Origin of the sequence: Amycolatopsis sp. NPDC098790, from assembly GCF_044759945.1 — a bacterium.
Classification (GTDB): Bacteria; Actinomycetota; Actinomycetes; order Mycobacteriales; family Pseudonocardiaceae; genus Amycolatopsis.
The window spans coordinates 24,892-46,655 of sequence record NZ_JBIWAI010000004.1 but is presented as its reverse complement, the minus strand read 5'-3'; the positions used below and the strand labels follow the sequence as shown (position 1 = coordinate 46,655).

Genomic DNA, 21,764 nt, shown 5'->3' with positions numbered 1-21,764 from the left:
CGACCACCCGATCTTGACGCGCTATTGACCCGTCACGCCCACGATCGCTTCGACCAGCGTCGGCCACACCGCGCGCGGCAGGTTGTGCCCCATGCCCGGGATCACCAGCAGCTCCGCGCCCGGGATCGCCTCCGCCGTCGCCTTACCGCCGCTCACGTTGATCAGCGGGTCCGCGTCGCCGTGGATGACCAGGGCCGGCAGCCGCACGTCCCGGAGACGAGCCGTCCGGTCGCCGGACGCCACCACCGCCGCCGCGTGGCGCAGCGTGCCCACCGGGTGGCGGGCGCGGTCGTAGTGCAGCGTCGCCTTGGCCAGCAGGAACGCCTCGTCGTCGGGGTAGCCGGGGGAGCCGAGCCGCCGGTAGCCGTCGACGCTGTCGGCGAGCGCCTGCTCGCGCGTCGACGCCGGCGGGCGCGCCAGCAGCCCCAGCGCCCACGGCTCGGCCTGGCCGACCGCGGGGTCGCCGGTCGTCGACATGATCGACGTGACCGACAGCAGCCGGTCCGGGTGGTCGATCGCCAGCTGCTGCACGATCATCCCGCCCATCGACGCCCCCACGACGTGGGCACGCGCGATGCCGAGCGCGTCGAACAGCCCGACGGCGTCGTCGGCCAGGTCCGAAAGCAGGTACGGCGCCGTCGCCAGGTCGCCGGCGGCCAGCGCGGCCAGGTCCGGCGCGGGCAGGTGGTCGAGCCACGTCGAGAGCCCGACGTCCCGGTTGTCGTAGCGGACGACGAAGAACCCGCGCGCGGCGAGCAGCTCGCAGAAGCCGTCCTCCCAGGTGATCATCTGGGCGCCGAGGCCCATCACCAGGACCAGCGGCGGGTGGTCCGGATCGCCGAAGGTGTCGTACTCGAGCTCGAGACCGTTGGCCTGTGCGCGTGCCATGCCCCGATCCTGCCGTACCCCCGCGGCGCTGGCACCGGTCCCACCCGTGCGGTTACCGTTACCTCCCATGCCGACCTCATCCTCGGGCACGGGCCAGCGTCCCCGGTCGCGGGCCGCGGCGGGACTGCCGGCGCTCACGGCCGGCCGGATCATCGACGCCGCGACGACCCTGACCGCCGAACGCGGCCTCGACAACTGGACGCTGCGGGAGCTCGCGCGCGCCGTCGAGGCCTACCCCGCGGTGATCTACCACCACGTCGGCGACCGGGACGCGGTGGTCAACGCCGTCGTCGACCGGGTGGTCGGCCTGCTGGAGCTGCCCGCCGGGGACCTGCCGTGGCAGGACTGGTTCACCGAGCTGCTGGCCTCGCTGCGCGCGGTGCTGCGCACGTACCCGGGCTGCGCGCGGCGGCTGGCGCTGTTCGGCCCGTCCGTCAAGGCGGCCACGCTCAGCATCGACGCCGGCGTCGGCGTGTTGCTGAAGGCGGGCTTCGGCCGCGAGAGCGTGCTGGCGTACAACCTGCTGCTGATGACCGCGTGCCAGTTCGTCGCGATGGAGGACGACCGCGACGGCGCGCTCGCGCTGCGGATCGACAACACCGAGGAGTACGCGGCCTACCGCGAGCGGGCCGACCTGCCGGGCATGGCCGAGCTCGGCTCGGCGATGCACGACCTGATGGGCGACCCCGACCTCGCGGCGGGCTACTACGCGCAGCTGTACGACTACGCGGTCGGCCGGTGCCTCGACGGGCTCGCGGCGCGGCTCACCGAACTACGCGAATCGGGCGACGCGGGGTTGACAGCGACTTGACAGCGCTCCGGCGTACCGTGGACGTGCGTCGGCGGTTCGCCGCCGACCCGGAGCCCCTGGCGCCCTCCTCCCCCTCGTGGCGCCGGGGGCTTCGGTCTACTCCGGACCGTTCGGCTGCGCCGGTTCCGCCTGGATCGCCGGGAAGATCTCGCCGACGAGCGTGACGAGCGATTTGGACAGCAGCAGGTGCACCTGGGCGCGGGTCAGCGATCCGCGCACGAGCCATTCCCGGCCCGCGGACTTCACCATCCCGCCGAACGCGCGCACGAGCGCGTTGAGCTCGGGGCCGTGCTCGCTCGCACTGGAGAGCCCGACGGCTTCCAGCACGCGGTCGGCGGATTCGCGGTCGGCTTCTTCGAGGATGCGTTCGACTTCGAGGTCACGCCCGATGCCTTCCGGCGCGATCGCGGCCAGCCACATGCGTTCCTGGCTGGTGACCATGTCGAGGAACCACTCGATGGCGACGTCGGCCCGCAGTTCGAGCGGCCCGTCCGGGAGGATCTCGACGGCCAGCCGCGGCACGGTCAGCGCGCGGCGGATGATTTCCAGGTACAGCTCGCGTTTCGTGCCGAAGTAGTGGTTGATCAACCCCCGCGCGACACCGGCCGCCGCGGCGATGTCCGAAGTGGACACTTCGGAGTAGGGGCGGTCACCGAACAGCCGTGCCGCGCAAGCGTAGATCTGTTCCTTCCGTTCGTCCGGTTCCAGTCTTCGCCATCTCGGCGCCGGCTCGGTGTTCATGGTCCCATCGTCGCACGCGAGCTGGGGCGGGGCAGGGTAGTGGGCACGATGTCGGACCCGATGGCACGATCGGGGCACGCTCAGTCCGGCAGAGTGATCGGCGCGGGCCGGGTTCGCACCCGGTGCGCCCCGGTTGTGTGACGTGGGCTGAAGGGCACCTTCGGCGCATGTGGTGAGACGAAAGGGCCCTTCGTTGCGTCGAATGAGACGAAGGTGCCCTTCAGCCCGTCAGTCCGGCAGAGTGATCGGCGCGAGGTCCTCGAACAGGTCCCCCGGCCCCGGGTTCACCGGATCGGTTGCTCCGCCGAAGTGGTGCAGCACGCCCCACACCGCGTTCAGCGCCGTCTGGACCGCGCCCTCCGCCCAGCCCGCCGTCCACGACACGTCGTCGCCCGCCAGGAACAGCCCCCGGTACTTCGGAAGCAACGAATCCTGCATGAAGTGCGTGAACAGCCGGTGCTGGTAGCGGTAGTGGCCCGGCAGGTTCGCCTTGAACGCGCCCATGAAGTGCGGCTCCGCCTCCCACGACACCGTCACCGGGTCGCCGATGATGTGGCGCCGGACGTCCACGCCCGGGTAGATCTCGCGCAGCGACTGCAACATCACCTCCACGCGCTCGCCCGCCGACAGCGGCAGCCACTTCAGCGAGTCGTCGGCCCACGTGTACGACAGGCAGATCACCGCCGGCGAACCCGGGTCGGAGCCCAGCAGGTACGTTCCCCGCGGCATGCGGTCGGTCAGCGTCATGCTCATCGTGTCGCGGCCGGTCGCCGGGTCGGGGTCGAGCCAGAACGGGCGGTCCACCGGCACGAACACCTTCGACGACTCCATGTAGTGCGTGCGCTCGATCGCCGTCCAGTGGTCGATCGGGAACAGGGCTTCGTCGCATTCGATCTTGGACAGCAGCATCCAGCTCTGCGCGGTGAACACCGCCGCCGGGTACGTCCGGATGTGCCCGGACGCGTCGGTCACCGTGATGTTGTTCGGCGCCGTCCGGTGCAGCCGCGTCACGCCCGGGCGCGGCCCGCCCTCGTGCAGTGACGCCAACGACGTTCCGGCGGGCCAGAAAGCGATTTCCGGCGGCGCGTGGTCCCACAGCCGCAACGGCAGCTGCCTGCTGCCGCCGGCGATGCTGCGGTGCTCGTCGTCCGCGCCGGTGTAGACCACGCGCAGGATTTCCAGGATGGAGTTGGGGAAGTCGGTGTCCCAGCCGCCGGTGCCGAAGCCGACTTGGCCGAAGATTTCCCGGTGGCGGAAGGAGGCGAACGCGGGGGAGTCGCAGAGGAAGCCGTAGAACGTCTGGTTGTCCAGCCGCGGGACGAGCTCGTTCCACAGCCGCTTGACCGTCTTCGCGTCGCGGTCGCGGATCGCCGTCTGCATCTCGGCGAAGGAAGCGTGCTCGGCCAGCGTCCGGTCCCACGCCGCGGCGACGTCGCGGAACACCGCGGGCAGGTCTTCGGGCGTGCGCGCGTAGTGGCTCTGTCCTTTGAGGTCGACGACGGTGCTCGGCGTCCCCGGGGCGAGGGGGTTCGGGAACGGCGTGGTCTCCAGGCCCACCTTGTCGATGTAGTGGAACAGCGCGGTCGACGCGGGTGGGAAGCGCATCGCGCCCATCTCGGCGACGACGTCGTCCGGGCAGCCGGGGAACCGGACCGTGCGCAGCCGGCCGCCGATCTCCGCGATCTCGTACACCACCGGCCGCAGGCCCAGCTTCATCAGCTCGTACGCGGTGACGACGCCGGACAGGCCGCCGCCGATCACCGCGACCTCGGTGCCGTGGCGCTCGGCCGGGATCGAGCCGAGCCCGGCGGGGTGGGCGAGGTAGTCGTCGTAGGCGAACGGGAAGTCGGGGCCGAACATCGTGATCGGGCGGCCCGCCGGCTCGTCGTGGTGGATCGCGGTGGGTACGGCGGAGGTCATGCGGTGGTTCCTCGGTACAGTTCGGGCCGCCGGTCGGCCAGGTGGGTGTTCTCCAGCCGGGACGCGGCAAGCGCTTCCCGGGTCACTTCGGCGGTGACCAGCGCCGGGCCGGAGCCGGCGCGGGTGAGCACCGCACCCGTCGGCGCGACGACGCAGGAGCGGCCGCAGTAGGTCAGCTCCCGTTCGACGTCACAACGGTTGGCGTAGGCAACGAACAGCTGGCTTTCGTAGGCCCGCGCCGGCACCACCGTGTCCGCGACCACCTCGTAGGGGCTCATCAGCGCGGTCGGCACGACCAGCAGCTCGGTGCCGGCCAGCGCGTGCGCGCGGACCAGCTCGGGGAACTCGACGTCGTAGCAGATCAGCAGCCCGACGCGGACGCCGGCGACGTCGGCCTGCACGACCGGTTCGTCGCCCGGGGTGAACCACGCCTTGTCGAGGTCGCCGAACAGGTGCGTCTTGCGGTAGTTCGCGAGCCGGCCGGTCGCGTCGACCAGCTGGACGCTGTTGTACACGCGGGAACCGTCGGCTTCCGGGTACCCGTACGCCAGTGCGACGCCGGTTTCCTTTGCCAGCGCGGACATCTTCGCCGCCGTCGGGCCGTCGGCGGGCTCGGCGAGTTCGTGCGTGCGGGCGCCGATGTGGTAGCCGGTGGTGGCCATCTCGGCCGTGACGACGAGGTCGGCGCCGGCCGCCCGGACCGCGTCCGGCAGCGCGTCGACCGGGCCCTGGTGGATCGCGACCCTCATGCGAGCCTCGACCGCCGGATGCCGTAGCCGAAGTAGATGAGCAGGCCCAGTGCCATCCAGCCGCCGAAGACGACCCAGGTGGCGCCGTCGAGGCTGAACATCATGTAGCCGCAGCAGAGCACGCCGAGGATCGGCGTCACCGGCGAGAACGGCACGCGGAACGAGCGCGGCCGGTCGGGCTGGCGCCGCCGCAGCAGCAGGACGGCGATGTTGACCAGCAGGAACGCGAACAGCGTCCCGATGCTGGTGGCGTCGGCGAGCTTGCCGAGCGGGATGAACGCGGCCAGAACGGCGACGAACGCCGAGACGACCAGCGTGTTGATCCGCGGCGAGCCGGACTTGGCATCTACTTTGGACAGAGAAGAGGGCACCAGGCCGTCGCGGGACATCGCGAACAGGATGCGCGTCTGTCCGTAGAGGACGGTCAGCACGACGCTGGAGATCGCGACGATCGCGCCGACCGCGAGCAGGCCGGCCCAGAACGGGTTGTCCGACACGACGCTGAGCACGTGCGACAGCGCGGCTTCCTGGCCGTCGAACTGCTGCCACGGCAGGGCTCCGACGGCCGCCACGGCCACCAGGCAGTAGAGCACGGTGACGATGCCGAGCGAGAGCAGGATCGCCCGCGGCAGGTCGCGCTGCGGGTTCTTCGCCTCCTCACCGGCGGTCGACGCGGCGTCGAACCCGATGTAGGAGAAGAACAGCTTGGCGGCGCCGGCACTCATCCCGGCCAAGCCGAGCGGCAGGAACGGGGTGAAGTTCCGCGCCTGCACCGCGCTGAACGCGATCGCGCAGAACAGCACCAGCGTGCCGATCTTCACCGCGACCATGACGGCGTTGGCCCGCGCGCTCTCCCTCGCGCCGGACAGCAGCAGGAACATCGCCAAGACCACGACGACGATCGCGGGCACGTTGACGACCCCGCCCGAGCCCGGCGGCTGGCTCAGCGCGTCCGGGATGGCGAAGCCGAAGGCCAGCCGCAGCAGCTCGTTGAGGTACTGGCCCCACCCGACGGCGACCGAAGCGACCGAGACGCCGTATTCGAGCACCAGGCACCAGCCGCAGACCCAGGCGACCAGCTCGCCGAGCGTGGCGTACGCGTAGGAGTACGACGAACCCGACAGCGGGATCATGCCCGCCAGCTCGGCGTAGGAGAGCGCGGAGAACAGCGCGGTGACGCCGGCGAGCACGAACGACAGGACCACCGCCGGCCCGGCCACCGGGACGGCTTCGCCCAGCACGACGAAGATCCCGCTGCCCAGCGTCGCGCCGATGCTGAGCATGGTGAGCTGCCCGAGGCCGAGCGACCGCCGCAACGTGCCGTGCTCGCTTTCGGCGACCAGATCGGCGACCGGTTTCCGCCGCACCGTCGCGGCCCGCAAGTTCATGCCGCCGACGGTATCTGCCGTCCTGGGGCGCACAAAACAGGACGACGTTGCGCGTACAGATGAATCACAGGTGATTCATTGCACACGACGTACGAATCGTGGCGAATCGTTCCGCGGTCTACTCGGCGGCGGGGAGCAGCAGCGTGAACGTCGGCGGCGCCGGCTTGCTCAGCCGCAGCCGGCCGCCCTCGGCTTCGGCGAGGCCGCGCGCGAGGCGGAGGCCGATGCCGTCCCCGCCGGTCGCGGCCGCGAACGGGTCGGTCTCGCCGAGGTCGGGGCCTTCGTCGGCGACGTCGATGGCGAGCGTGTCCCCGGCGTCGCGGGCCACCACCGTGACGGTGCCCCGCCCGTGGGTCACCGCGTTGTCCAGCAGCACGCCGAGCACCTGCCGGACGGCCGCGGCCGCCACCCGGGCCGCCGGCGGGTCCTGCCGGACGATCCGCAGCTCCCGCCCGTGCGGTGCCAGCAGGGCCTCGCCGGACTGCCGGACTTCGTCGAGGAGGGCGTCGAGGTCGAGTTCCGCCCGCGGCGCCCGGCGCTCCCGGCCCAGGGCCAGGAGGTCGTCGATCGTGCGTTCCAGCCGGTCGGCGGACGCGATCCCGGCGCGGATCGCCGCGTACGGGTCGGCCGCCGGCGTCTGCAACGCGGCTTCGAGCTGCAGGCGCAACCCGGTCAGCGGGGTCCGCAGCTGGTGCGACGCCTCCGCGGAGAACGCGCGCTCGCGTTCGAGCGTCTCGCCGATCCGGGCGGCCGTGGTGTCGAGCGTCTCGCCGACCTGGTCGATCTCGGCGATGCCGGCTCGCGGCGACCGGGCGGTGAAGTCGCCGTCGCCGAGCCGCTCGGCCGCGGCGGCCAGCTCCTCCAACGGCCGGACCAGGCGGGTCGTGAACCGCCGGGCCAGCAGCCAGCTCGCCCCGATCGCCGCGACCGCGAGCCCGGCCATGCCGAGCCAGGTCAGCGCGACCCGCAGCCGCAGCTCCGACATCGGCAGCGCCGCGCGGACCACCCCGGTCACCCGGGAGCCGCTGACCACCGGCACCGCCAGCGCCACCTCGTCGCCTTCTTCGCCGAGGACGACGTCGACGGTCGCGCTCGCCGCCTGCCGTTCCACCGGGCCGCCGGCCGCGGGGCCGTGCCCGGCGAGCAGCCGGGCGTCCGGGCCGTAGATGCCGACTTCGCCGCCGACCTCGTCGTCGTCCTGGTCGAGCAGGGGCACGACCGGCGTCCGCCCGGCCTTCAGGTCCGCGGCCACGGCGAGCGCGACGGCGTCCGCGGCCCGCTCCAGGTCCGCCTTGGTGTCGTCGCGGTAGTACTGCATCACCGCGATGCCCAGCGGCAGGGCGAACAGGACGGTCGCGACCAGCGCGGCCAGCACCGTCAGGGAGATGATCCGGCGGCGCACGGCTCAGCCTTCGGCGACGGTCCGGGCCGGGTCCTCCAGCCGGTACCCGTGGCCGCGCAGGGTGGCGATCCGGGGCACCTCGACCTCGGGGCCGGCGGCCGACGCGAGCTTGCGGCGCACCGCCGCGATGTGCACGTCGAGGGTCTTCGTGGAGCCGTACCAGTGCGCGTCCCAGACCTCGGCCATCAGCGTTTCGCGGCTGACGGCGACCCCGGGCTGCTCGGCCAGCCGCGCCAGCAGGTCGAACTCCTTCGCCCGCAGCACGACCTCGTGCCCGCCCACGGTGGCGCGGCGGCCGGCGATGTCCACGGTCAGCCCGCCGACGGTCACCGGCGGCCGGGCCCCGGCCGGCGCGCCGCGGCGCAGGTGCGCGCGCACCCGGGCCAGCAGCTCGCCCAGCCGGATCGGCTTGGTGAGGTAGTCGTCGGCGCCGGCGTCGAGGCCGACGACGACGTCCATCTCCTCCTGCCGGGCGGTGAGGATGACCAGGACGGTGGCCGGCAGGGCGGTCCGCAGGCGGCGGCAGACCTCGACGCCGTCGAGGTCGGGCAGGCCGAGGTCGAGCAGCACGAGCTCGAACTCGCCGGCTTCGGCGGCCTGGAGGGCGGTGCGGCCGTCCCGGCGCCAGCACACCTGGTAACCGTGCAGTCGCAGGGTCGATTCGAGCACGCTGCCGATCGCCGCGTCGTCTTCCACCACCAGCAGGTTCGGCATGCCGGGAGCCTAACCAACGACCCGCCGGGAGCCCGACGACTGTGGCCTATTCCGCCCGCGTCCCGAGGCCGATCTGCGATATCCGCAGTGAAGCCCCGGCGACGGCTTCGGTAAACGCAGCGACTTCGGCGGGCCCGAACCGGCTGCCGGGTCCGGTGATCGCGAAGGCCGCGAGGACGCGCCCGTCGCCGTCGTGCACCGGCGCGGCGACGCTGGACGCGCCAGCCTCCGGCTCGCCGTGGCTGACCGCCGCCCCTTCGGCGCCGTCGAGGACCCGCCCGGCCGCGCCGAAGCCGAGCGACAGCTCGTCGCCGACGTGCCCGACGTGCCGGATGGACAGGGGTCCCTCCTGCTGGGCCACGCAGACCAGCACGGAGGTGCTGCGGACGTAGAGGTTGACGGTCTCGCGGCACTCCTGGGCGAGGTCGCGCAGCACTTGGCGGACGGGCTCGGGCAGTTGCCACGCGGAGTTCGCCAGCTGCGCCCACCGGAGCATCCCGGGCCCGACGGTGATCCGCCCGTCCGGCCGGGTCCAGAGCAGGCCGCGCTGTTCGCAGGTGGCGACGAGCCGCAGCACGGTGGTCTTGGCCAGGCCGCTGGCGGCGGTGAGGTCCTTGACCGCCCAGGTCCGGCGGCGTTCGGTGAAGAGGGCGAGGAGGTCGAACGCGCGGAGCACGCTCCGGACCGACCCGTCGTCGTCTGGTTTCATGAGCGACCCCCGTCCGCCTGGTGGTCCAGAGTACCGCCAGGTGGACCGTTTCAGGCCACGTGTCGCTCGAACGCCGCAACCGTCTCGGCCAGCACCTCCGCCCCCGGCCGCGCCCACAGCTCCGCGTTGAAGACCTCCACCTCGATCGGCCCCTCGTACCCCGCCGCCTCGACGGCCGCGCGCAGGTGGCGGTGGTCGATCGGCCCATCACCCGGTAGCGCTCGCCCCAGCAACGGGTCCGGCAGCGGCACCAGCACGTCGCACACGTGGAACCCGGCGATCCGCCCCGCCGCCGCCGCGATCGACGCCTCGATCCGCGGATCCCACCACACGTGGAACTCGTCGACGATGACCCCCACCTGCTCGGCCGGGTGCTCGGCCGCGATCGCCAGCGCCTGGTCCACAGTGGACAGCACGGACCGGTCCGCGCACTGCATCGGGTGCAGCGGCTCCAGCCCGAGCCGCACGCCGCGTTCTCCCGCGTACGGCGCCAGTTCGCCCACGGCGTCCGCCACCCGCTGCCGGGACGCCGCGAGGTCGTTGCCCGCGATCCCGCCCACGACCAGCACGAGCACGTCGGCGCCCAGCGCGGCCGCCTCGTCGATCGCCTCCCGGGTCTCCGCCACACCGTCCACAGGGGACCCTTCCGGCGTCACGCCGGTGAAGAACCCGCCGCGGCACAACGAAGAAACCCGCACCCCGTGGTCCGTCAGCAGCCGCGCGGCCGCGTCGACGCCGGTTTCCGCGACCTTGTCGCGCCACAGCCCGATCCAGCCGACGCCGGCCGCGGCGCACCCCGCCACCGCCTCCGGCAGCGACCAGGCCTTCGTGGTGATCTGGTTGAGGCTGAACCGCGGGTCCATCACGCCACCCCCGCCACGCGCAGCAGCGCCCGCATCCGCGCGACGGCCAGGTCCGGGTCGGTGAGCACGCCCGCGGTGTCGGCCAGCCGCAGCAGCGTGGCCAGGTGGGTGATCGTGCGCGCGGACTCGCTCCCGGCGAGCATCCGGAAGTGCTCTTGATGACCGTTCAACCAGGCGAGGAAGACGACGCCGGTCTTGTAGTGCCGGGTCGGGGCGCGGAAAATTTCGCGCGCCAGCGGGACGGTCGGGTCGAGCAGGGCGTGGAACCCGGCCCGGTCGCCGTCGTCCAGGCGACGCAACGCGGCCGCGGCCACCGGGGCGATCGGGTCGAAGATCCCCAGCAGGGCCTCGCTGTGGTCCCGGTGGTCGCCCGCGATCAGGTCCGGGTAGTGGAAGTCGTCGCCGGTGTAGCAGGCGACGCCCTCGGGCAGCGCGCGCCGGAACTCGGTCTCGACCTCGGCGTCCAGCACCGAGACCTTCACGCCGGCGATCGTGCCCGCGTGCTCGGCGCAGAGCGTGGCCAGCTCCCGGGCCGCCGCGCGGACGTCGTGGTGGCCCCAGTAGCCGGCCAGCGCCGGGTCGAACTGCTCGCCCAGCCAGTGCAGCAGGACCGGGCCGCTCGCCTCGGACAGCAGCTTCCCGTAGGCCGCGTGGTAGTCGTCGGGGCCCTTCGCCGCTGCGGCCAGCGCCCGGCTCGCCATGACGACGGGGACCGCGCCCACACCGCCGACCAGGTCCAGCTGTGCGCGCCAGGCGTCCACAATGGACGCCGGGGTGGCCGGCCCCGCGGGCAGCTGGTCGGTGCCTACGCCGGCACACCACCGCCGGCCGCCGGCGATCGCCCCGGTGCGCGTGACGAGCTCTTGGGTGGCCGCCCAGTCGAGCCCCATGCCGCGCTGCGCGGTGTCCATCGCCTCCGCGACGCCGAGCCCGCACGCCCAGACGTGCTCGCGGAAGGCCAGGGTGGTGTCCCAGTCGATCGCGCCGGGCTCGTCGGCGAGCGCGTCCACGACGACGTGCACGGCGGCGTAAGCGATCCGCGACGACGGTGGAGTGCCCGGCGGCCGGGGTGGCGGCGGGCCGGACGGCGACCAGTTCACCAGCCCGCCGCCGGGAACCGGGAGCACGAGCATCGGGTGACCTCCGCAGGCTCGGAAAGCGCTTTCTGCCGACCACGGTAGGGCTTGTGCCGAGAGGCGACAAGGCCCGACCGGGTGCGCCGCGCGTCAGCGCGGGGGACGCGCGGTGCTGTCCCGCAGCACGACTTCGCCCGACAGCCGGACGGTCCGCGGCCGGGTGCCCGCGGACCCCTTGACCGCCAGGTCCATCGCCCGTTCGCCGAGCTCCTCCAGCGGCAGCCGGACCGTGGTGAGCGCCGGGGCGAGGTCGCGGACGACCGGGATGTCGTCGAAGCCGGCCACTGAGATGTCCCCGGGCACGGACAGGCCTTCCTCGCGCAACGCCGTCATCGCGCCGATCGCCATCACGTCGGTGACGGCGAAGACGCAGGTCGGCAGCTTGCGCTTGCGGCCGGCGAGCAGCCGCTTCGTCGCCTCGTAGCCGCCGTCGCGGGTGAACGCGCCTTCGACGACGTCGTCCTCGCGCAGGGTGATGCCGTGCTCGGCGAGGCCGTCGGTGAACCCGGCCAGCCGGTCGATGACGGTGCTCAGCTTCCGCGGCCCGGCCAGCACGGCGAACCGCTTGTGGCCGAGCCCGGCGAGCGCCTTCGCGAGCGCCGCGGCGCCGCCCTTGTTGTCCGGCTGCACGGTGTCGATCTTGAGCCCGCGGTGCCGGCTGACCGCCGCGACCTGCCCGCCGCCGCGGCGGTACGGCTCCAGTTCGGCGGCCATCGCGCGTTCCCACGCGCGGTCCTCGAACGCCGACCCGATCAGCAGGATCGCCGCGGCCCGCTGCGCGCGCAGCGTCGAGACGTAGGCGACTTCGCGGTCCGGGTCGCGGAAGGTACCCGCCAGCATCACGAGCAGCCCGTTGTCGGTCGCCACCCGCATCACCCCGCCGGCGATCGCCGCGAAGTACGGGTCGCTGACGTCGTGGCAGATCACGCCGACCGTGCGGTGCGTGCCCCCGGCGAGCGCCTGCGCGTGCGCGTTGGGGGCGTAGGCCAGCTCGGCCGCGGCGGCGGATACGCGCTCCCGCAGGTCGGCGCGGACGGACGCGGTGCCGTTGAGCACCCGCGACGCCGTCGCGAGCGAGACGTTCGCGCTGCGTGCCACGTCTTCCAGTGTCACGTGCGGCCGGGCCTTCATGGCTGGCTCCTCCAAGATCGGTCTCGAGTGTCTCGGCGTGCTCGGTCGGTGCAATCTACTGGGAGGGGGGTGGGCCGGGAGAAGCCGCTGGCTGGGGGACCTGACCCGTTCGAGTGAATTGCGCGGGAAGATCCGCGGTGGCGGGTGTGTTGCAAACAAGGAGAACCTTCAAGTGGTTTGTACGCCACTGCTCTGACGACCGCGAAAGGAATCACGCATGCTGTTCGGTGACGAGCACGTCCGCCGTTACGAGGAGACCGACGGCGAGGTCGGCCACGACTGGAAGGACGGCGTCCCGACGCTCGTGCTGACCACGAAGGGCCGCAAGACGGGGCAGGAGCGCAAGTTCGCCCTGATCTACCAGGAGGTCGACGGCAACCCGGTGATCGTGGCCTCCAAGGGCGGCGCGCCGAACCACCCCGGCTGGTACTTCAACCTCGTCGAGACCCCCGAGGTCGGCGTGCAGGTGAAGGCGGACAAGTTCAAGGCCCGCGCCCGCACGGCCGAAGGCGAAGAGCGCGCGAAGCTGTGGGAGAAGCTGGCCGCCGTTTGGCCGGACTACAACAACTACGCGAAGAAGACGGACCGCGAAATTCCTGTCGTGGTTCTCGAGCGACTGTGATCTGCGCCGCCTTCGGCGCGCGCGGGGGCCGATCCGGCCGGTCGTGGGCTACGAATGACACCCATGGACCGCTGGACCGCCCTGGACACCGAAGGTGAGCTGCTCACCCGACGCCAGATGATCGCTTACGGCCGGCGCTTCGCCCGCGCCGGCCGGGGCGCCTGGTACAGCTTCGCGATCGAGGTCGTCTGGCAGTTCCTCGCCCAGACGACCCGCTTCCGGGTGCGGGGCTCGCACCACATCCCGAAGACCGGCGGCGTGCTGGTGGCGTCGAACCACCTGTCGTTCGCCGACCCGACGACGTTGACGGCGTTCTGCCTCGGGGCCGGCCGCGTACCGCGTTACCTGGCGAAGGCGTCGCTGTGGAAGCTGCCGTTGGTCGGCCGCGTGATGCGGTCGGGGCGCCACATCCCGGTGTACCGCGGCGCGGCGACGGCCGCGGAGGCCTACCGCGACCTGGTCGCCTCGGTGCGGGCCGGCGAGTGCTGCGCGGTCTTCCCCGAGGGCACGTTCTCGAAGGACCCGGACGGCTGGCCGATGCGCGGCAAGACCGGCATCGTGCGCGCCGCGCTCGAGACCGGCGCGCCGGTGATCCCGGTGGCCAACTGGGGCACGCACCGCCTGTTGCCGTCGACCGCGTGGTTCCCCCGCGGGTTCCCGCGCAAGACCGTCGAGCTGCTCGCCGGCCCGCCGGTCGACCTTTCGGACCTGCGTGACCGCCCGCTCACGCGCGAGGTGCTGGAGGAGGCGACGGCCCGGATCATGGGCGAGGTGACGTCGCTGCTGGAGACGATCCGCGGCGAGGAGCGGCCCGTCGCCGCGTGAGTTCCGCGTCACCCCGCCTCGACCTGCCCGAAGGGGTAGTTTCGGGCGTATGAGTGCACAACACTTCGATGTCGTCGTGCTGGGGGCCGGGGTCGGCGGCTACGTCGCGGCGATCCGCGCGTCCCAGCTGGGGCTGAGCGCTGCCGTGGTCGAGGAGAAGTACTGGGGTGGGGTGTGCCTGAACGTCGGGTGCATCCCGTCGAAGGCGCTGCTGCGCAACGCCGAGCTCGCGCACGTCGTGACCCAGGAGGCGGCCGCGTTCGGGATCTCTTCCGACAGCCCGATCCGGGTGGACTACACGGCCGCCTACGAGCGGAGCCGGAAGGTCGCCGACGGGCGCGTCAAGGGCGTGCACTTCTTGATGAAGAAGAACAAGATCACCGAGTTCGACGGGCACGGGACGTTCGTCGACGACCACACCCTCGAGGTGAACGGTTCGCGGATCACCTTCGATCACTGCATCATCGCCACCGGGGCCACTACTCGGTTGTTGCCGGGGACTTCGCTCAGCTCGCGGGTGGTCACCTATGAAGAGCAGATCCTGTCCAGTGAGCTGCCTTCCAGCATTGTGATCGCCGGGGCTGGGGCTATTGGGGTCGAGTTCGCTTACGTTCTTCGGAACTACGGCGTTGACGTCACCATCGTCGAGTTCCTTGATCGGCTGGTGCCTCTGGAGGATGCCGAGGTCTCCGCTGAGCTTGGCCGGCGGTATCGGAAGCTCGGGATCAAGGTGTTGACTTCGACTCGGGTCGAGTCCATCGATGACTCCGGTTCGTCGGTTCAGGTCACCGTTTCCTCGGAGAAGGATGGGCAGCAGGTTCTCTCCGCTGACAAGGTTCTTCAGGCCATCGGGTTCCAGCCTCGGGTTGAGGGGTATGGGCTGGAGAAGACCGGCGTTTCCTTGACCGAACGCGGTGCCATCGCGATCGATGGGCGGGGGCGGACCAATGTTCCGCACATCTTCGCCATCGGTGATGTGACGGCGAAGTTGATGCTGGCTCACGCCTCCGAGTCGATGGGGGTTGTTGCTGCCGAGACCATCGCTGGGGTTGAGACCATGGAGCTCGACTTCCCGATGATTCCTCGGGCTACCTACTGCCAGCCTCAGATCGCCAGCTTTGGGTGGACTGAGGAGCAGGCTCGGTCCAAGGGGTTCGATGTTAAGGTGGCCAAGTTTCCCTTTACTGCCAATGGGAAGGCTCAGGGGTTGGGGGATGCTGGGGGGTTCGTCAAGCTCATCAGTGATGCTCGGTATGGGGAACTCATTGGTGGGCACCTGATCGGGCCTGATGTCACCGAGCTGCTTCCTGAGCTGACTTTGGCTCAGCAGTGGGATCTTACTGTTCACGAGGTCTCGCGGAATGTTCACGCGCATCCGACTCTTGGTGAGGCCGTCAAGGAAGCTGTTCATGGGCTTGCCGGGCACATGATCAATATGTGATCTTCTCCTGCCCCGATGCCCGATTGTCACTACGGCCGGCGAGTTGTGTCAAGGCGGGAAAGCGTGCCTTGACACAACTCGCCGGCCGTGTACTGCGGCTTCGTATCGGGGCCGGGGAGGTTTGGGCTTGCTTGTGGTTGCTTCTGCGGGTAATGCTCGGCTTCACGATGTTGGGATGTTGAAGCGGAGTTCGGGCCTTTCCTAGCGGATCTTTGGCGGTCTTGGTGGGATTGTTCCGGTGCGTTGGGCGCCCATGTGGACGTAGAACTCCAGTGCCGGCGGGTGCGCTACCACGCGGATGCTCCGCATTCCGCGGGCTTGCGCTTCGCTCCGCATGTGGCTGATCAAGCGGCGGCCGATGCCTGAGCCCTGGGCGGCGTTCGCCACGAAGAGCAGGTCGAGTTCTGCTTCCGCGAGCGCGTAGAAGCCGAGCAGCTCTTCTTCGGCCATGGCCACGAAGGTCGGATTGGCGGCGATGTAGGCGGGCGTGACTTCGTAGCCCTCCAGGATCGATGCGTATTCGCCTTGGTACGCCGAGGAAGCATGCATCAACGCTGTCAGTGCGCCGGCTTGGGATGTCGTCGCGCGTCGGATCTCGACCATCTACCCAGCCTACGATGACGGACCTCGATCGGCTCCGCTGAACTCGCCGTCTTGACTTCAAGGTAACTCGAAGTATCACACTCGGGCTCATGAAAGCCGTTGCCTTCACCGAGTTCGGTGGTCCCGAAGTTCTCCGCGTTCTCGACCTCCCTGAGCCGCACGCCGGGCCCGGGGAGGTTCGCGTTCGCGTCAGAGCCGCCGGGGTGCAGCCCTTTGATGCCGCCGTTCGGGCCGGGTGGGAGCCGCCCCATCTCAAGCTTGGGTGGCCTCGGGTTCCCGGGAACGAGTTCGCCGGTGTTGTCGATGAGGGTGATCTCGCGGCCGGTACCGAAGTTCTCGGCTTCACCGCCGTGCAAGCCGCCGCCGAATACGTCGTCGTTCCCGTCACCGATGTCACGCCGAAGCCGCCCGAGATGCCGTGGGACGTTGCCGGTGGGTTCACCGCCGGTACCCAGACCGCCTCCATCGCGCTGGAGCTGCTGCGGGTGAAAAGGGGCGAGACGCTGCTCGTGCACGCCGCCGCCGGGTCCGTCGGGACCGCCGCCGTTCAGCTCGGGCGGCTCGCCGGGGCCAGGGTTGTCGGGACCGCGAGCGAGGCCAACCAGGACTACCTTCGCGAGTTGGGCGCCACCCCCGTCGTCTACGGGCCGGGACTCAAGGAACGCCTCGCTCCGTTCGAGGTCGACGTCGTGCTCGACGGGGCCGGTGGGGATGCCCTCGATGTCTCACTCGATCTGGTGAGTGACCGAACTCGGATCCTCACCCTCGTCGACCACGACCGGGCCGCCGACCTCGGCGTGCTCGTCTCGAAGTCCGGACGCTCCGCCGAGCGGCTTGCGGGACTCGCCGCTCTCTACGCCAAGGGTGACTTGCGGTTCCACGTCCGCCGCGCCTACCCGTACACCGAGGCCGTGGCCGCGCACCGGGAAATCGAGACCGGGCACGGGCGGGGAAAAATCGTTCTCATGTTTCCCTGATCGTTCCAGCATGTGGGCGCCCGGACGTTCCCGACTTTGGTCGGTGGACCACCGGGCGGTCACTACTTAGATTCTCCCCATTACACCCGGTTGGGTGTCATACGGCCGAGTGCCTTCAGGGAGAAATCGATGGTGAGATTCAGCCGGGTCGCCGCGCACGCGGTTCCGCTGACGGTCGGCGCCCTGCTGCTGACCACGGGGGTTTCCGCGGCGCAGCCGTCCACCGTGGACGCGGCGGCCGCGCGCACCGAGGCGGGCATCAACGCGCTGCAGGGCATCAAGAAGAGCCTGACCCCCGCCGAGCGCAAGCAATCGAGCCAACTCGTCGTCGAGAAGCGGTTGCGGGCCGATCGGTCGCTGGCCGCGAAGCTGCCGGACTACCGCTCCGGCGTCGGCGTCAGCACCGCCGGCACCGTCTCGGTCGACATCGCCGCCAGCCGTGACCAGGCCGTCGCGGACGCCGTCAAGGCCGCTGGCGGCACCGTCCGCTACGCCGCCGGTGGCGCCGTGCGCGCCGACCTGCCGCTCGGTGCCGTCGACGGGATCGCCGGGCGCGCCGACGTCGCCGAGGTCCGGCCCGCTTCGCAGGCCACCACCTGGAGCGAGCAGGGCAACCGGGACTTCCGCGAGGCCGCCGCCGTGCGGGCCGCCGCCGCGACCCAGGTGTCCGAAGGCGACAAGGCGCACGGCGCCGACGCCGCCCGCGCGACCTACGGCGTCAGCGGCTCCGGCGTCAAGGTCTGCGTCCTCTCCGACGGCGTCGACTCGCTCGCGAAGTCGCAGAGCGCCGGCGAACTGCCCACTGTGGACGTCCTGTCCGGCCAGAAGGGCAGCGGCGACGAGGGCACCGCGATGCTGGAGATCATCCACGACCTCGCGCCGAACGCCGCCCTCGGCTTCGCCACCGCGTTCACCAGCGAGGCCAGCTTCGCCGCCAACATCCGCGCGCTGCGCACCACCGGCCACTGCACGATCATCGTCGACGACGTGTCCTACTTCGACGAGTCGCCGTTCCAGGACACGCAGGTCGCGCAGGCGGTCAACGACGTCACCGCGGCCGGCGTCCTGTACTTCTCCTCGGCGGGCAACTCGGGCAACGCGACCGACGGCACGAGCGGCTACTACGAGGGCGACTTCCGCGCGTCGCCGTCGAAGATCAGCGGCATCACCGGCACCCCGCACGACTTCGACCCCAGCAGCACCACGCAGAACTTCGACGCGCTTTCGGCGGGCTCGCTCGGCAAGCCGGTGACGCTGTTCTGGTCCGACCCGTGGGGCAAGTCCGCCAACGACTACGACCTGTTCATCCTGAACTCCTCGGGCAGCGTCGTGGCCTCCAGCGAGAACGGCCAGTCCGGCGCGCAGAACCCGTACGAGATCGCTTCGGTGCCTTCGACGGGCTCCGGCTACAAGGTCGCGGTGGTCAAGTACAGCGGCGCCGACCGGTTCATCGCGCTGAACGTCATCCGCGGCCGGTTCGTGGCCTCGGGCTCGCTCAAGGCGTTCAGCACCAACGGCGTCACGAACGGCCACTCGGCGGCGGCGAACGCGTTCAGCGTGGCGGCGGCCCCGGCCGGCCCGGCGTTCGGTCGGCCGCTGGAGACCGGTGACCCGGCCAACCCGGCGGGCCCGTACCCCGGCCTGTACAGGGCGTCGAGCAAGTGGGAGCGCTTCTCCTCCGACGGCAAGCGTCACCTGTTCTACAACGCGGACGGGTCGGCGATCACGCCGGGCAACGTCTCTTCGACGGGCGGCACGACCCGCAACAAGCCGGACATCACGGCGGCGGACGGCGTGGCGACGTCGGTGACGGGCTTCCAGCCGTTCTTCGGCACGTCGGCGGCGGCCCCGCACGCGGCGGCGATCGCGGCGCTGCTGCTGTCGGGCAAGCCGACGGCGACGCCGGCCCAGATCCGGTCGGCGCTGGTGTCGTCGGCGATCGACCTGGGCGCGCCCGGGTTCGACACGGTGACGGGCACCGGCGTGATCATGGCCGGCCCGGCCCTGGCCGCGCTGGGTGTCCAGCCGAAGTAGGTTTTTCCACGGAAGAGGGCCCGGTGTTCGCCGGGCCCTCTTTTCGTTACGGTCGGAACATGGCGAAGACAGCGGTGGTGACCGGAGCCGGCTCGGGGATCGGGCGCGCGGTGGCCCGGGCGTTGCTGACCGACGGCTGGTCCGTCGCCCTGGCCGGGCGGCGCGCCGCCGCGCTGGAGGAAACCGCGGCCGGCTTCGACGGCGCCCTCGTCGTGCCCACCGACGTCGCCGACGAGGACTCGGTCGCCCGGTTGTTCTCCGCGGTTCGCGCCGAGTGGGGGCGGCTCGACCTGCTGTTCAACAACGCCGGCATCGGGGCCGCCGGGACGGTCGCTGATCTGTCCGTCGAGGACTGGAAGCGGACCGTCGACGTCAACCTCACCGGGATGTTCCTCTGCGCCCAGCAGGCGGTCCGGCTCATGCGCGACCAGGACCCGCGCGGCGGCCGGATCGTCAACAACGGCTCCATCTCCGCACACGTCCCACGCCCGGCGAGCGTGGCGTATACCGCGACGAAGCACGCGGTCACCGGGTTGACCCGCTCGATTTCCCTGGACGGCCGAGCGTGGAACGTGGCGTGCGGCCAGATCGACATCGGCAACGCGGCCACGGAGATGACCGAGCGCATGGCGGCGGGGATCCCCCAGGCGGACGGCCGGGTGGTGGCGGAGCCGACGTTCGACGTGGAGCACGTTGCTTCCGCGGTGCGGTACATGGCGGAGTTGCCGCTGGAGGCGAACGTCCAGTTCCTGACCGTCACGGCGACGACGATGCCGTTCATCGGCCGCGGCTAGAGGCGGTCACGCCACGGGTGCGACTTCCCGAGGGCGTCCGCGAGCCACTGGCGTTGGGCGGCGTCCAGCACCGGCAGCGCCGCGGTGAAGTCCTGCTCGTCCTTGGGCCGGGTGGCCCGCGACTTGGCGAACAGCTGCACTTCCGTTGCCAGGTAGGGGATGCCGTCCGCGGAGACCGCGCCGAGCCGGTCGATCGCGCGCCGCACCGCCGGGTTGCGGCGGGAGACCCACTCGCCGCCCTCCGATTCGTCGAGCATCACCTGGATCCGCCACGGCGCCGAGGCCGACGGGCGGCACCACACGTCGTCGACCCCGGGTGGCAGGACCTCGCCGGGGCGCCACGGGCGGAGCGTGCCAGGCGGGTCGGCCGCCCACCATTCCCATGACTGCAGCGCCTCCTGCACCGCCGCCTGGTCGCGCCGGAGTACCAGCACGTCGACGTCGGCGTGCGAGCGGAACGCGTGTCCCACGGCCAGCTCGATCGCGTGGCCGCCCGCGATCCACCACGGCGTGCGGACCCGCGAGAACAGCGTGACCACCTCGGACAGTGGCGCGGGACTCCAGGTCACGAAACCCCGATTCCCGCGAGCACCGGCCCCGTGAACGGCGTTGTCGTGACGTCGTGGACCCTCGGTGCCCACACCGCGTGGCCGTGGCCCGACCACAGCGGGGCCACCGGGAGGTCGCGCAGCAGCTGGTTCTCCGCCAACCGGTACAGCTCACCCGCCTCCTCCGGTGTCGCCGCCGCGTCGGCCAACTCCAGGTTCTGGCGGAACACCTCGTCCGTGTACCCGGACGCCGATGCCAACAGTGACAACAACTCGTACGGACTCGCCGTCGCCAGCGAGACGTCCAGTGTGGACGGTCCGTCCGCCGCGCCGGGGGACGGTTGGGCCGTCACCGAAACGTCCAACGACTTGTGCAAGCCGACCACTAGCGCTCGCGTCCACGCCTCGGTCGAAGGTCCGAAGTAGACAGTCGCTCCGCCGGGGAAGGACGCCTGCTGCAACAACGCCTTCCCGGCCGCCGCGTCGAAGGTGCACGGGCGGCACGTTCCCGATCGCTCGCCCGGTGCGTCCGCCGGGGGCAGCAGCGCCTTGGCCGGGTCCACCTGGTGCTCGAGCGGGCCCGCTTCGAGGGCCGCGCGGTCGATGCCGAGCGCGAAGCCGTGGCGGACCGTCGCGTCGGCGAACCGGGGGTTCGCCACCGGGAACGCCAGGTAGCCCGCCCTCGGCAACGCCCAGGTCGCGTGGTGGTCGTCGCCGAAGTCGGGGTGCATCGCGTCGTGCTTCTCGCCCGGGACCTCGGTCGCCAGGTCGAGCCTGCCCGCCTTCACCTCGTCGTACTGGACCACCGGGTCGCCGACGCGCAGGTCGATCTCCTCGGCCTTCCCGGAGCCGACGCGCTTCAGCGTGCCACCCGAGCCGGGCCGCCACGCGCCGTCGAGGCGGTACGGGCCGTTGCCGATCGGGGCCTTCGCGAAGCCGGTCCAGTCTTGGGACGCGAGCACCGACGCGGGCAGCGGGACCAGGCCCGGCGCCGACAGCAGGGCCGGTACCTGTCCCGACGGCCGGTCCAGGACGAGCGCGATCGTGGAAGGAGTGGGCGCCGTGATTTCGCGGGCGCGCAACAACTTCGTCAACACCGCCGCGGAAGCCCACTTCGACGACGCAACCGCTCGCCACGTGTCCACATAGGACTGCGAAGTGACCGGCGTGCCGTCGTGGAACTTCGCCGGCCGGAGCTTGACCGTCCAGTGCACCCGGTCGGTGCTCTCGATCGACTCGGCCGCGCGCGGCGTGACCTTCCCGGTCGCCGGGGCGTAGTCGGCCAGCGGTGTCCACAGCGCGCCGGTCACCAGCCGGCCCGCCTGGTCGGTGACGTCGGCCGGCAGGAGCGTCGCGGGCTCCCGGATGCCGGCGGACAGGACGCCGGGCCGGGCCGGGGCGGGGTCGGAACAGCCCGTGACGGCGAGGGCCACGACGGCGAGCAGGGCGAGCAGGCGCATGGGCCAGT

General features: G+C 71.4%; 21 protein-coding genes. 7 read left to right on the top strand and 14 right to left on the bottom strand.

The genetic code is table 11. The annotated features are described in order from the left end of the window. Nucleotides 1–21: 21 nt before the first annotated feature. On the bottom strand, nucleotides 22–888 hold the full coding sequence (locus ACIQWX_RS29640; RefSeq protein WP_400877745.1) for an alpha/beta fold hydrolase: 867 nt from the start codon (nucleotides 886–888) through the stop codon (nucleotides 22–24). Between the two features lie 67 nt (nucleotides 889–955). On the opposite strand from ACIQWX_RS29640, the gene ACIQWX_RS29635 reads away from it, so the two are divergent. Continuing rightward, nucleotides 956–1,699, top strand: a complete 744-nt coding sequence (locus tag ACIQWX_RS29635; protein WP_400877743.1) for a TetR/AcrR family transcriptional regulator — start codon at nucleotides 956–958, stop codon at nucleotides 1,697–1,699. Nucleotides 1,700–1,795: 96 nt separating this feature from the next. On the opposite strand, the gene ACIQWX_RS29630 is transcribed toward ACIQWX_RS29635, so the two are convergent. From ACIQWX_RS29630 to ACIQWX_RS29585, 10 genes are all read right to left on the bottom strand, one after another. After that, on the bottom strand, nucleotides 1,796–2,440 hold the full coding sequence (locus ACIQWX_RS29630; RefSeq protein ID WP_400877741.1) for a TetR/AcrR family transcriptional regulator: 645 nt from the start codon (nucleotides 2,438–2,440) through the stop codon (nucleotides 1,796–1,798). Nucleotides 2,441–2,668: 228 nt separating this feature from the next. Then, a complete protein-coding gene (locus ACIQWX_RS29625) occupies nucleotides 2,669–4,360 on the bottom strand; it encodes a flavin monoamine oxidase family protein (RefSeq protein WP_400877738.1) in 1,692 nt (563 codons plus the stop codon). After that, nucleotides 4,357–5,109, bottom strand: a complete 753-nt coding sequence (locus ACIQWX_RS29620; RefSeq protein ID WP_400877735.1) for a carbon-nitrogen hydrolase family protein — start codon at nucleotides 5,107–5,109, stop codon at nucleotides 4,357–4,359. The genes ACIQWX_RS29625 and ACIQWX_RS29620 overlap by 4 nt, the downstream gene beginning before the upstream one ends. After that, on the bottom strand, nucleotides 5,106–6,497 hold the full coding sequence (locus ACIQWX_RS29615; protein ID WP_400877732.1) for an amino acid permease: 1,392 nt from the start codon (nucleotides 6,495–6,497) through the stop codon (nucleotides 5,106–5,108). The genes ACIQWX_RS29620 and ACIQWX_RS29615 overlap by 4 nt, the downstream gene beginning before the upstream one ends. 118 nt (nucleotides 6,498–6,615) lie before the next feature. Then, nucleotides 6,616–7,899 (bottom strand): sensor histidine kinase, encoded by a 1,284-nt coding sequence (locus tag ACIQWX_RS29610; RefSeq protein WP_400877729.1) that lies wholly within the window; start codon nucleotides 7,897–7,899, stop codon nucleotides 6,616–6,618. 3 nt (nucleotides 7,900–7,902) lie between these two features. After that, nucleotides 7,903–8,613, bottom strand: a complete 711-nt coding sequence (locus ACIQWX_RS29605) for a response regulator transcription factor (protein ID WP_400877727.1) — start codon at nucleotides 8,611–8,613, stop codon at nucleotides 7,903–7,905. A gap of 46 nt (nucleotides 8,614–8,659) precedes the next feature. Next, nucleotides 8,660–9,322 carry an IclR family transcriptional regulator gene (locus ACIQWX_RS29600; RefSeq protein WP_400877724.1) on the bottom strand — a complete coding sequence of 221 codons (663 nt, stop codon included), beginning with the start codon at nucleotides 9,320–9,322 and terminating at the stop codon, nucleotides 8,660–8,662. Nucleotides 9,323–9,372: 50 nt separating this feature from the next. Then, nucleotides 9,373–10,185 carry a sugar phosphate isomerase/epimerase family protein gene (locus ACIQWX_RS29595; protein ID WP_400877721.1) on the bottom strand — a complete coding sequence of 271 codons (813 nt, stop codon included), beginning with the start codon at nucleotides 10,183–10,185 and terminating at the stop codon, nucleotides 9,373–9,375. Then, on the bottom strand, nucleotides 10,185–11,318 hold the full coding sequence (locus tag ACIQWX_RS29590; RefSeq protein WP_400877719.1) for a DUF993 family protein: 1,134 nt from the start codon (nucleotides 11,316–11,318) through the stop codon (nucleotides 10,185–10,187). The genes ACIQWX_RS29595 and ACIQWX_RS29590 overlap by 1 nt, the downstream gene beginning before the upstream one ends. 93 nt (nucleotides 11,319–11,411) lie before the next feature. After that, complete coding sequence (locus ACIQWX_RS29585) at nucleotides 11,412–12,452, bottom strand: LacI family DNA-binding transcriptional regulator (protein WP_400877717.1); 1,041 nt, start codon at nucleotides 12,450–12,452, stop codon at nucleotides 11,412–11,414. Between the two features lie 217 nt (nucleotides 12,453–12,669). Between ACIQWX_RS29585 and ACIQWX_RS29580 the strand changes: the two genes are divergently transcribed. The 3 genes from ACIQWX_RS29580 to lpdA all read left to right on the top strand — a co-directional run bounded on the left by ACIQWX_RS29580 (nucleotide 12,670) and on the right by lpdA (nucleotide 15,340). Further along, nucleotides 12,670–13,074 (top strand): nitroreductase family deazaflavin-dependent oxidoreductase, encoded by a 405-nt coding sequence (locus ACIQWX_RS29580; RefSeq protein WP_400877714.1) that lies wholly within the window; start codon nucleotides 12,670–12,672, stop codon nucleotides 13,072–13,074. Between the two features lie 63 nt (nucleotides 13,075–13,137). After that, nucleotides 13,138–13,899: a lysophospholipid acyltransferase family protein gene (locus ACIQWX_RS29575; RefSeq protein ID WP_400877712.1), complete on the top strand. Its 762-nt coding sequence runs from the start codon at nucleotides 13,138–13,140 to the stop codon at nucleotides 13,897–13,899. A gap of 49 nt (nucleotides 13,900–13,948) precedes the next feature. Next, nucleotides 13,949–15,340, top strand: coding sequence for a dihydrolipoyl dehydrogenase (gene lpdA, locus ACIQWX_RS29570; RefSeq protein ID WP_400877709.1), 1,392 nt, complete (start codon nucleotides 13,949–13,951; stop codon nucleotides 15,338–15,340). A gap of 201 nt (nucleotides 15,341–15,541) precedes the next feature. On the opposite strand, the gene ACIQWX_RS29565 is transcribed toward lpdA, so the two are convergent. Beyond that, entirely contained in the window at nucleotides 15,542–15,943 is a 402-nt protein-coding gene (locus ACIQWX_RS29565) for a GNAT family N-acetyltransferase (RefSeq protein WP_400877707.1), read from the bottom strand. An 89-nt stretch (nucleotides 15,944–16,032) separates the two neighbouring features. Between ACIQWX_RS29565 and ACIQWX_RS29560 the strand changes: the two genes are divergently transcribed. The 3 genes from ACIQWX_RS29560 to ACIQWX_RS29550 all read left to right on the top strand — a co-directional run bounded on the left by ACIQWX_RS29560 (nucleotide 16,033) and on the right by ACIQWX_RS29550 (nucleotide 19,748). Beyond that, entirely contained in the window at nucleotides 16,033–16,920 is an 888-nt protein-coding gene (locus tag ACIQWX_RS29560; RefSeq protein ID WP_400877704.1) for an NADP-dependent oxidoreductase, read from the top strand. A gap of 129 nt (nucleotides 16,921–17,049) precedes the next feature. After that, complete coding sequence (locus ACIQWX_RS29555; protein ID WP_400877701.1) at nucleotides 17,050–18,954, top strand: S8 family peptidase; 1,905 nt, start codon at nucleotides 17,050–17,052, stop codon at nucleotides 18,952–18,954. A 59-nt stretch (nucleotides 18,955–19,013) separates the two neighbouring features. Then, nucleotides 19,014–19,748 carry an SDR family oxidoreductase gene (locus ACIQWX_RS29550; protein WP_400877698.1) on the top strand — a complete coding sequence of 245 codons (735 nt, stop codon included), beginning with the start codon at nucleotides 19,014–19,016 and terminating at the stop codon, nucleotides 19,746–19,748. Here ACIQWX_RS29550 and ACIQWX_RS29545 read toward each other — a convergent pair. Continuing rightward, nucleotides 19,745–20,317 (bottom strand): nucleotidyltransferase domain-containing protein, encoded by a 573-nt coding sequence (locus ACIQWX_RS29545; protein ID WP_400877696.1) that lies wholly within the window; start codon nucleotides 20,315–20,317, stop codon nucleotides 19,745–19,747. The genes ACIQWX_RS29550 and ACIQWX_RS29545 overlap by 4 nt on opposite strands. Further along, nucleotides 20,314–21,756: an ABC transporter substrate-binding protein gene (locus ACIQWX_RS29540; protein ID WP_400877693.1), complete on the bottom strand. Its 1,443-nt coding sequence runs from the start codon at nucleotides 21,754–21,756 to the stop codon at nucleotides 20,314–20,316. The genes ACIQWX_RS29545 and ACIQWX_RS29540 overlap by 4 nt, the downstream gene beginning before the upstream one ends. Nucleotides 21,757–21,764 lie beyond the last annotated feature (8 nt).